The sequence below is a fragment of the Terrimonas rubra genome (assembly GCF_042686025.1).
Taxonomy (GTDB): Bacteria; Bacteroidota; Bacteroidia; order Chitinophagales; family Chitinophagaceae; genus Terrimonas; species Terrimonas rubra.
In genome coordinates this window covers 264,265-275,785 of sequence record NZ_JBHUOZ010000001.1, presented here as the reverse complement: position 1 = coordinate 275,785, position 11,521 = coordinate 264,265, and the positions used below count along the sequence as shown (strand labels likewise).

Genomic DNA, 11,521 nt, shown 5'->3' with positions numbered 1-11,521 from the left:
GCTCTACGTATAAGAGCCATTAGGTCCAGGCGCAGTAGTTCTATAAACAATAATGATTTGCAGATAAACAGGGTCTAAACATTCATAATTCACTAATTCATAAATCATAATTTTAATAAAGATGTTAAACGTAGGCATATTAGGATTAGGCGAGGGACGCAGCACCATGTCGGCGGTATTAAAAAGTGAGAAACTGAATTTAAAACTGGCTTGTGACCGCGATGCGGAGTTGTGCAAAAAGCGGGAGGCGGAATTTGGTTTTGCTCATTATACACAGGATTATAATGACCTGCTGAATGATAAAACAATAGACATTATTGCTATTTACACGCCTGATCATTTACATGCAACTCATATTAAGCAGGCTTTACTGCACGATAAACATGTGGTATGTACCAAGCCATTTATTGATAACCTGGCTGACGCAAAGGAGCTGCTGGACCTGCAGGCCAAAACAGGTAAAAAAGTATTTGTAGGCCAAAGCTCCCGTTTTTTTGAGCCGTACAAAAAACAACGCCAGGATTTTGAAGCCGGGATAATTGGTGAGTTAATAACTATCGAGAGCCATTACAATGCGGACCACCGTTGGTTCCTGGAAAAAAAATGGGCCCTGGAAAATTCTTTTAAATGGCTTTACGGCGGCTTGAGCCATCCCGTTGATTTTATCCGCTGGTATATGCCCGGTGTGGAAGAAGTAATGGGTTATGGCATGATCAGCAGTAACGGCAAAACTGCCGGTTTAAAGAATGAGGACACGATGCATTTTATATTCCGCGCAGCGGACGGCCGTATTGCCAGGGTAAGCGGCGCTTATACCGGCCCCGTGCAGCCCACACAAAGGGAGAGTGGGATGAGCTGTATTTTACGTGGTACCGAAGGCGCCAGCCAGGCCGATTACCATGAACTGCGTTATGCGGTAACCGATAAAACCGGTGAAGAACGCATCATTACCTGGGGCGATGAAAAACTGAAACATTATTTCCGTTTTGAAGGACAAAGTCACCATGCCGGCGAATACCAGAACTACCTGGAATACTTTGCAGACTCCATTACCAATGATTTTACCGCCTATCCCAACATGCAGGAAGGCATTGGTACCGTTGCTTTATTACAGGCGATGGATAAAAGTCTGCAAACAAAACAACCGGTGAAGGTGGCGGATGTATTAGGGGAGTATGGGTTGTAGAAATTATGAATTATGATTTATGAATTAGTGAATTATGAATGAACAGAAACGATTAACTAATAACAAATAACGATTAACCGCTTGAATACTATTTACGATAAACTAACAGCCCTCGATTTTACCATTGTAGCCATCTACTTATTGGTATTGCTGGCCATTGGGTATTGGGTAAGCACCAGGCAAAATAAAAAGGAGGAGACCTTGTTCCTGGCCAATAAATCGTTGAACTGGTATAATATCGGCTTTAATATGTGGGGTACCAATGTAGGCCCTTCATCCTTACTGGCTTTTGCAAGTATCGGTTATACGGCCGGTGTGGTTGGTGGTAATTTTGAGTGGTATGCTTTTGTTTTTCTGTTACTGCTGGCTATGGTATTTGCTCCGCGTTATATTGCCAGTAAGGTAAGCACCATGCCCGAATTTATGGGTAAGCGATATGGAAAAAGTACACAGGATATACTGGCAGGTTATGCGTTGATAAAAATACTGATCAGCTGGCTTTCATTAGGATTATTCAGTGGTGGTATACTGGTGCGGCAGATATTAGGCATACCCATGTGGCAATCTACGATAGCGTTGGTAGCTTTCTCAGGCTTTTTTACTTATGTAGGGGGACTGAAAGCGATTGCCAAAGTGAATGTCTTTCAAATGCTGCTATTGATTGTTGTTTCACTGATACTTACTTTTTTAGGGTTGGAGAAGATCGGCGGTATCAAAGCATTGATCGATCAGACTCCCGGTCATTTCTGGAACCTTACCCGCCCGGCTTCGGATCCCGGTTATCCCTGGCATGCCATCTTATTAGGCTACCCGGTTTCGGCCATTGCTTTTTTCTGTACCGATCAGAGTATGGTACAAAGTGTACTGGGGGCCAAAAATTTAAAGCAGGGACAATTGGGCGTTAATTTTATTGGCTGGCTTAAAGTACTGGCATTACCCATGTTTATCCTGCCGGGTATTATCTGTTTTGTACTGTATCCCAATATTGGTGATGATAAGCTGGCTTATATGACCATGGTCACTAATTTATTTCCGGCTGGTATGAACGGCCTGGTAATATGTGTCCTTATCGCCGTACTGGTGGCCACTATCGGCTCTTCACTCAATGCATTAAGCACCGTGTTTACCAAGGATATTTATGTGAATAATATTAACCCCTCGGCAACGGTGAAGCAACAGATAAATGTTGGGCGGATGGTGGTTATTGCCGGGTGTGTATTGGCCGTACTGATGGCCATAGCATTGGATAATGTAAAAGGGAAAACCCTGTTCGATATCTTTCAATCTATTTTGGGTTACCTGGCGCCACCCCTGGCAGTAACCTTTTTACTGAGTGTTTTCTGGAAACGCACCACTAAACTGGCGGTGAATATCATTTTATCTTTTGGTTCGGCGGTCAGCCTGTTTGTGGGTATTTTAAATTTATGGATACTGCCACCTGATCATGAAACAGGTGTCAATACCTGGTGGCCGCACTATTTCCTCATATCGTTTTATTTATTTGCCTTTTTACTGGTAGCGGCTATACTCATCTCCCTGCTTGATAAAAAGAAAGTTACGGCTGCTATTGAAGCAACACCGCTGCCTGAAACCGATAAACAGGTGAAATGGTTGTTTGCTGCCCTGGGGCTTGTTATTGTTTTACTGTACATCATCTTCAACGGACATTAATATGCTGAAAATTAAAAAATCAAAAGTCAATGTAGTACACGCAAAAAAACAGGCCGCTAAAAAGCTTGTTATGTTCTACTTATTACTATTGACTTTAGTTGCCCCGGCTTACTCACAAACAGCCACCTGGATATGGTACCCCGGCGATTGGGAAATATCATTGTCCAATAAAATGCAGAACCGCCGTACAGAACGGGGCGTATTCTTTCCCGTATTCTGGAAAATTGACAACCATTATGTACTGATGGATTTTCATAAAGTATTTAACCTTTCACAGCCGGAAGAAATAAAACTTTATGTGGAAGGGGAATACAATGTAAAAATAGATGGTAAGGCTTTTGAAGGCAGCCCTTCAACCATTACCGTGCCGGCCGGTAAACACAAGATCAATATTAAAGTGTTTAACCAGCAACAGGTGCCGGCCATATTTGTGCAGGGTAAAACCATTGTATCCGATAACAGCTGGCTGGTAACTTTCGAGGATAAGGAGTGGATCGATGAAACAGGCAAAACCTCCGATATCTCCGCTACCAAATGGCTGAATGCCGGCAGTAGTAATTTAAATGATCCCACCAAACTACCATCTACCTATTCTTTACCGGTAAAACCGGAACCGGCATTACGCATAGAAAGAAAACCACAGGCTTTGGTGGCCGATTTTGGTAAGGAAACATTCGGTTTTTTAAAACTGCATGGTGTAAAGGGTAAAGGTAAACTGACTGCGTACTATGGTGAATCAAAAGAAGAAGCGCTTTCACTGGAACATAGTGAAACGTTTGACCGGTTAACAATAGCGGCGACTACTAAGCAAGATACTGTTATCAGCCTGTCAAAAGCATTTCGTTTTGTAAACCTGGTACATGAAGCCGGTATATCGGTTGATTCTGTTTCTGTTTTATACGAATATGCGGATATCAGTGATAAAGGAGGCTTCCGTTGTTCAGATGAGGAGTTAAACCGTATTTACGATGTATCAAAATACACCCTGCACCTGACCACCCGCGAATTTTTTATAGATGGTATTAAACGGGACCGCTGGGTATGGAGTGGTGACGCCTACCAGAGTTACCTGATGAATTACTACCTGACCAACGATAACGAAACGGTAAAGCGTACCATGTATGCTTTAAGAGGGAAAGATCCCGTTACGGCGCATATCAATACCATCATGGATTATACCTTTTACTGGTTCCTGGGTATTTATGATTACTACCTGTATTCCGGTGATAAAAGCTTTATTGCCCAGAACTACGACCGCATGCAGTCTTTAATGGAATATTGTCTGGGTCGCAGGAATAAAGAAGGTTTAATGGAAGGGCTGCCGGGAGATTGGGTATTTATTGACTGGGCCACCGGTTTGAGTAAAGCGGGGGCAGTGAGTTTTGAGCAACTGTTGTTATGCCGCAGCCTCGAAACCATGGCTATCTGTGCCGGCCTGGCCGATGATGCGGCAGGAGCAGCCCGTTATACAAAGGAAGCGGACCTGTTAAAAAAGAAATTATTTGATTATTACTGGAACGAGAACAAACAGGCGTTGGTACATAGCCGTGTGAACGGAGCACAAACAGATAATGTTACCCGTTATGCCAATATGTTCTCCATCTTATTCGGTTATTTTTCGGAACAACAAAAACAGGCGGTGAAAAAATCGGTATTACTCAATAATAATATCCAGAAGATCACCACACCCTATATGCGTTTCTACGAATTGGAAGCATTATGTGCCATGGGCGAACAGGTTTATGTATTAAAAGAAATGAAGGATTACTGGGGTGGCATGTTAAAGCTGGGAGCCACCAGCTTCTGGGAAGAGTACAACCCCGATAAAACCGGCGCTGAACATTATGCCATGTATGGCCGTGAGTTTGGTAAAAGTCTTTGTCACTCCTGGGGAGCCAGCCCTTTATACCTGTTAGGTAAATATTATCTGGGGGTAAAGCCATTGGAGCCTGGTTACAGTCAATATGAAATAGCGCCGCAACTGGGCGGATTACAATGGATGGAAGGCAAAGTTCCTACACCTGATGGCACGATTGAATTAGCTGTAACGACCAGTCAGATCAAAGTAACCGGCGCTACAGGCACCGGGGTATTAAAATTCAGCAGCAGATCGAAACCGGTTTGTAAAGAAGGAATAGTTAGTGATAAAGGGAATGGTCATTACGAGCTCACTATTGAAAAAGGAAAGACCTATACCGTTAAGTATAAATTGTAAGTATTGTTAAACATATTCAGCTATGATGAAACGATATATGGTAATGGCGGCCTTAACATTATCCCTGCAGGGGATAGCGCAAAATGGCCTGCTTAATACTTCTCAGAGTGCAAAAGCAAAGATGAATTCGGTTGGACTGAGTGATGTGCAATGGACAAAAGGCTTCTGGGCTGAAAGGTTTGAAACCTGCAAGGATATAATGTTGCCACAGTTATGGGAGACCTATACCAGCAAGACCATGTGTTACTCCTTCCAGAACTTCAGGGTGGCAGCTGGATTGGATACGGGACGTTTCCGTGGGCCTTCTTTCCATGACGGTGATTTTTATAAGACCCTGGAAGCGGTAGCGTCGATGTATGCCATTACCAAAGATAAAAAGCTGGAAGGCTGGATGAACGAAGCGATTGAAGTAATTGGTAAAGCACAAAAGCCGGATGGATATATCTACACAAAGAGCATTATTGAACAAAAGAAAACCGGCCAGGAAAAAATGTTTGACGATGTACTGAGTTTTGAGGCCTACAACTTTGGCCATTTAATGACAGCCGGTTGCATATATTATCGTGCTACCGGGAAGACCCCTTTATTGGATATTGCCCAAAAAGCAGCTGATTTTTTGATTGGCTTTTACAATACCGCTACACCCGAACAGGCACGTAATGCTATTTGCCCTTCGCATTATATGGGCCTGGTAGAGCTTTACCGTACTACGGGAGAAAAAAAATACCTCACACTGGTGAATTATTTAATTGATATACGTGGCACAGTAGAAGGTACGGATGATAACAGTGACAGGGCCCCATTCCGGGAGATGAAAAAAATAGTAGGTCATGCTGTAAGGGCAAACTACCTGCTGGCAGGGGTAGTAGATGTATATGCGGAAACTGGAGATGAGCGCTTGTGGAATACAACCCTGCGATTGTGGGATAATGTGGTGAACACTAAAATGTATGTAACAGGAGGTTGCGGCGCTTTATATGATGGTGTGTCTGTGGATGGAACTTCTTATAAGCCGGATACGGTACAGAAAGTACACCAGTCTTACGGACGTGATTACCAGTTACCCAATTTTAGTGCGCATAACGAAACCTGTGCTAATATCGGCAATGTACTATGGAACTGGCGTATGCTGCAGGTAACCGGCGATGCAAAATATGCAGATATTGTTGAGCTGGCTTTGTATAACAGTGTATTAAGCGGGGTGAGCATGAAGGGTGATAAATATTTTTATACCAACCCCTTAGCTGCCACACAAAACTATCCTTATCACCTGCGTTGGGAAGGCGGCCGAATACCCTATATCAGTAAAAGTAACTGTTGTCCGCCGAATGTGGTGCGTACGATAGCACAGGTAAACAACTATATGTATACAACCGGTGATAATAGCGTGTATGTGAACTTATATGGCGGTAACACGCTTTCTACAACACTTAAAGATGGCAGCCGTATACAACTGGAGCAAACCACGGCTTATCCCTGGAATGACCATGTTAATATACTGGTAAAGGAAATGCCGGCAAAGGAGTATACTGTTTACCTGCGTATACCGGGATGGTGTACTAACTATACTATTAAGGTGAATGGCAAAACGATAAAAGCCCCGGTAAAAAACGGGTATGCTCAGTTACAGCAAGCCTGGAAGGCCAATGATAAAATTGAACTGGTGATGGATATGCCCGCTACCTTGCTCGAATCAAATCCACTGGTGGAAGAAACCCGTAACCAGGTAGTTGTTAAAAAAGGACCGATGATCTATTGCCTCGAAAGTCCTGACCTTCCCGGGCAAAATATATTCGATGTTGCCATTCCTTCAACTATTAAACTGCAGCAGCAAGTTATGGCAATTGAAGGAGGGCGGGTAATGGCCTTAACAGGACAGGCTAAACTATTACAACACAACTGGAGCAATCAATTATACCAAACCATCAATAACAAGCTCCAACCGGTTAACATTAAACTTATTCCGTATTATGCCTGGGCGAACCGCGGTAAAACGGATATGACGGTTTGGATGCCATTGTTGCGTTAATATACTTATGCCCGTAAATCAGGCACTCTTATTATACTTTAAAAGAACAGGATACTCATATGCAAAAAATAAAAAACTATTCGCTTTATACTGCAAAGGCCACTTTACCCAAACCTATTGCTGATGCTACGCACACATTAACCGAAATATCCTTCGTTGTTCTAAGGTTACAATTAAACAGCGGGATAACCGGTGAATCGTATTTATTAAGCTTTCAATATAGTCCGCAGGCAATTGCGGGTGCCCTGAAAGATATATGTGCCCTGGCTGTTGGCGAAAATGTGTATGACACGGTAGCGGTATATAAAAAAATAGATGACGCCAATGAATATTTTGGCAAAGAAGGCATCAATCGCTGGGCTCAGGCCGCGGTTAATATAGCCATGTGGGATGCATGGTGTAAAACACTGGGACAACCTGTTTGGAAAGTATTGGGAGCTAACACACTGAAAGTACCGGTATACGGTAGTGGTGGCTGGTTGTCTTACTCCACAGCGGAATTGATAGACGAAGTTACCGTGTATAAAAAACGCGGCTTTAATGCGGTTAAAATAAAAGTTGGAAAGCCCGATTGGAAAGAAGACCTGGAAAGATTAACGCAGGTGCGTGAAGCCGTGGGTAATAACATCGGTATTATGATGGATGCGAACCAGGGCATGGATGTTTCATCGGCTTTACAACTGGCCAGGGCTGCCAGGGAATTAAACATTCATTGGTTTGAAGAGCCGTTGGATCATGCCGATTTCCAGGGCTACCAGTTATTGAAAAACCAGGCGGGCATATCACTGGCTATGGGTGAACGCGAATACTCCACCCTTGCACTGAGGGAGCTGATTAAACTCAATGCCATTGATATCTGGCAGCCCGATATTCTAAGGTTGGGTGGTGTGGAAGCCTGGCGTAACAGTGCCGCAGTGGCATTGGCGCACCATATACCGGTGTTGCCACATTACTACAAAGATTATGATGTGCCTCTGTTGTGTACAATATCCAACGGGGCAGGAGCAGAGTCTTTTGACTGGATAGATCCCCTGATCGATCATCCCCTGCAAATAAACAATGGTTATGCCCGTCCACATGAAAGGGCCGGTTGGGGTTTCGGATTTAAAGATGAATGTTTAACACAGTTATGATAAAATATACTATAATCTTCCTGGCGTTTTTAGTTTGCGGACACGTATCCGCCCAGTTGGTGGATAAAACACCTGCAGCCGTACCGGTGGCTCCACGGGTGTTTGACCGGGAGCCTTATGAAGATCCTTCCGTAAGTGGTATTAACCGCGAACCATCGAGAGCTACGGCTTATTCCTTTGCATCTGTAGAAGATGCCTTACATAAAACAAGGGAACAAAGTGGCCGTTACATGAGTTTAAACGGCGATTGGGATTTTGCGTTTGCCTTAAAGCCCGGTGAAGAACCGCAGGACTTTTATAAAAGCCGTGTGCAGGGCTGGAAAAAAATACCCGTGCCTTCCAACTGGGAAATGCAGGGCTATGATAAGCCTATCTATAAAAGTGCGGTCTATCCTTTTCGTCCCGTAAACCCACCTTATGTACCAAAAGATTATAATGGAGTAGGTTGTTACCAGCGTACATTCAATGTTCCTGCCAACTGGAAAGGAATGAATATTATCCTGCATTTCGGCGGCGTAAGTTCGGCCTATAAACTATGGATCAACGGGAAGTTTGCGGGTTATGCAGAGGATAGTTTTTTATCCTCCGAATTTAATATTACCCCGTATTTGAAGGATGGGGAAAATATAATTTCCGTTTGGGTGATCCGCTGGAGTGATGGCAGTTTCCTGGAGGACCAGGACCAATGGCGTTTGAGTGGTATTCACCGCGAAGTATATTTAATGGCCGAGCCCACCATGCGTATCAGCGATTTTTATTACCAGGCCAGACTGGATGCACAATACAAAGATGCCGTACTGAGTATCCGTCCGAAAATTGAAAATCTTACGGGTAGTGCGCTTACAGGGTATACCGTAAAGGCTCAGTTATATGATGCGGATAATAATGCCGTGTTAGCAAAACCGTTAACACGTTCGGCCGATGAGATCATCAACGAAATTCATCCGCGCCTGGACCAGGTAAAATTCGGTTTGCTGGAAACAACAGTCAGTGATCCAAAAAAATGGAGCACCGAACAGCCTAACCTGTATAAGCTGGTCATTACACTTGAAGATAGTACCGGTAAACTGGTAGAGGCCAAGACCTGTAAACTGGGCTTCCGTTCTGTTGAGTTCAGTAAAGAAAACAGTAAACTGCTCATCAACGGAAAACTTACTTATCTCTATGGGGTTAACCGGCCGGATCATCATCCTGTAAAAGGAAAAGCACTGAGCCGGGAAGATATTTTACAGGACATCACTACCATCAAACAATTTAATTTTAATACCGTTCGTTTAAGTCATTATCCTTCCGATCCTTACTTATTGGATCTTTGTGACGAATTTGGTATCATGGCCATTGATGAGGCCAACCTCGAAACACATGGACTGGGTGGTAAACTGAGTCACGATGCGGCCTGGGCCGGTGCATATATAGAAAGGGCCAGCCGTATGGTACTAAGAGATAAAAACCATCCGTCTATTATCATGTGGAGCCTGGGTAATGAGGCCGGTAGTGGTCCCAATCATGCAGCCATGGCGGCCTGGGTAAAGGACTTTGATATTACCCGTCCGCTGCATTATGAACCGGCAATGGGCGACCGTAAATCGCCGGGTTATATCGATCCTTCCGATCCGCGTTACTTAAAAGCCAATGATCATTCACATCGTATACAAAACTCCCTCGACCAATATTATGTAGATGTGGTAAGCCGTATGTACCCGGCACTATACACTGCGCCTTTATTGGTAAACCAGCCGAATGGCGATAAACGTCCCATCTTCTTTTGCGAATATGCTCACGCCATGGGCAACAGTGTAGGCAATATAAAAGACCTCTGGGATCAGTGGCGCAGCCTGCCCCGTGTGATAGGAGGTGGTATCTGGGAATTTAAAGACCAGGGCTTGCTGAAGAAAGATGAAAATGGTGTGGCTTTCTATGCCTATGGTGGTGATTACGGCGAAAAGTATTTTGACAACTTTACCATTAAAGGTATTGTGGCTTCGGATGGTCGTCCCAAGGCCGCTATGTATGAATGTAAAAGGGTGTTTCAGCCCATTGAAGCCAGCTGGGCCGATTCAGCAGCATTCGTTGTAAAAATTTATAACAGGAGTGCTGTACAGAATGCCAGTGTATTTACACCGGTATTGTTGATAAAGGAGGATGGAAAAATAATAGTACAAAAAACTTTGCCGGTGATTGACCTGCCGGCCGGCGCTGATACCCGGTTAAATATAGCGGCTTACTTACCCAAACTAAAAGCAGGTGCCGAATACCATGCCGATATACAATTTTTATTAAGCGAGGCTACGGTCTGGGCGCCCAAGGGATTTGTTATTGCATCGGACCAGTTAACTATTAAGGGAATAACCAGGACTGCCACAGCATTTAAGGCCGGTACAAAACTTAAGTTTACGGAAACACCGGAAGTGATACAGGTACAGGGTAAAGATTTTACTGTTAAAGTGAAGCGTACCGGCAGCGGAGGACTTTCTTCCTATATCTATAAAGGCAAAGAACAACTGGCACAGCCTTTCATTCCACATTTTACAAGGCCCCTAACGGATAATGATAAAAGAGGCTGGAAGCCGAACCGTGTTTTAAAACAATGGTATGATGCGGATATAAAAGTGAACAGCGTTACAAAAACGGTTAACCCTAACGGAGAACCGGTTATAATTACGGACTACCGTTTACTTAACGATAGTGCGAACGTACAGGTAATATATACAATAGCAGACAATGGTGTGGTAAAAGTAAATTATCAATTGACGGTTAAGCCCGGCCTGCCCAATATCCCTAAGGTGGGTATGCAGGGTGGTATACATAATAGTTATCAAACTATTGAATGGCTGGGCAAGGGGCCTTTGGAAAATTATATTGACCGGGCTCATGGTTTTGATGTAGGTCTTTATAAAATGGATATTTACGATTTTATGGAGCCCTATGCTGTGCCACAGGAAAATGGTAACCGTACAGGTGTTCGCTGGATGTACCTGGGTGATAAGAAAACCTATGATGGTTTATTGGTAGTGGCAGACAGCTTATTAAGTATGAGTGCGTGGCCGTATACGCAGGAAAATATCCAGCAGGCAAAACATACCAATAAACTGCAGGCAGCCGGGTATATAACGCTCAACATAGATCTGAAACAGATGGGTGTTGGTGGTAACGACAGCTGGAGCCCGGTGGCTGCGCCGCTGGAGCAATACCAGTTACCTGCAGCAAACTATCAATATGCGTTCTACCTGCTGCCTTTGAATGCAAAAAAATCAAATCCGGCAACAGGCGTTAAATTTGTACAATAA

The 11,521-nt window shown here is 43.8% G+C and carries 6 protein-coding genes; all 6 read left to right on the top strand.

What is annotated here, in order from left to right; all coding sequences use genetic code 11:
• The first annotated feature begins 121 nt into the window (after window positions 1–121).
• On the top strand, window positions 122–1,186 hold the full coding sequence (locus tag ACFS6H_RS01155; protein WP_386094166.1) for a Gfo/Idh/MocA family protein: 1,065 nt from the start codon (window positions 122–124) through the stop codon (window positions 1,184–1,186).
• An 81-nt stretch (window positions 1,187–1,267) separates the two neighbouring features.
• Window positions 1,268–2,857 carry a sodium:solute symporter family transporter gene (locus ACFS6H_RS01150; RefSeq protein ID WP_386094163.1) on the top strand — a complete coding sequence of 530 codons (1,590 nt, stop codon included), beginning with the start codon at window positions 1,268–1,270 and terminating at the stop codon, window positions 2,855–2,857.
• A 70-nt stretch (window positions 2,858–2,927) separates the two neighbouring features.
• On the top strand, window positions 2,928–5,072 hold the full coding sequence (locus ACFS6H_RS01145; protein ID WP_386094160.1) for an alpha-L-rhamnosidase-related protein: 2,145 nt from the start codon (window positions 2,928–2,930) through the stop codon (window positions 5,070–5,072).
• A gap of 22 nt (window positions 5,073–5,094) precedes the next feature.
• Window positions 5,095–7,101: an aceric acid hydrolase gene (locus tag ACFS6H_RS01140; protein WP_386094157.1), complete on the top strand. Its 2,007-nt coding sequence runs from the start codon at window positions 5,095–5,097 to the stop codon at window positions 7,099–7,101.
• A gap of 59 nt (window positions 7,102–7,160) precedes the next feature.
• Window positions 7,161–8,234 carry a mandelate racemase/muconate lactonizing enzyme family protein gene (locus tag ACFS6H_RS01135; protein ID WP_386094154.1) on the top strand — a complete coding sequence of 358 codons (1,074 nt, stop codon included), beginning with the start codon at window positions 7,161–7,163 and terminating at the stop codon, window positions 8,232–8,234.
• Window positions 8,231–11,521, top strand: a complete 3,291-nt coding sequence (locus ACFS6H_RS01130) for a glycoside hydrolase family 2 TIM barrel-domain containing protein (RefSeq protein WP_386094151.1) — start codon at window positions 8,231–8,233, stop codon at window positions 11,519–11,521. Before ACFS6H_RS01135 ends, ACFS6H_RS01130 begins: the two co-directional genes overlap by 4 nt.

Coding starts and splice junctions, on each gene's coding strand:
- ACFS6H_RS01155 (WP_386094166.1), top strand. CDS start 122: ATGTTAAACGTAGGCATATTAGGATTAGGCGAGGGACGCAGCACCATG.
- ACFS6H_RS01145 (WP_386094160.1), top strand. CDS start 2,928: ATGTTCTACTTATTACTATTGACTTTAGTTGCCCCGGCTTACTCACAA.
- ACFS6H_RS01140 (WP_386094157.1), top strand. CDS start 5,095: ATGATGAAACGATATATGGTAATGGCGGCCTTAACATTATCCCTGCAG.
- ACFS6H_RS01135 (WP_386094154.1), top strand. CDS start 7,161: ATGCAAAAAATAAAAAACTATTCGCTTTATACTGCAAAGGCCACTTTA.
- ACFS6H_RS01130 (WP_386094151.1), top strand. CDS start 8,231: ATGATAAAATATACTATAATCTTCCTGGCGTTTTTAGTTTGCGGACAC.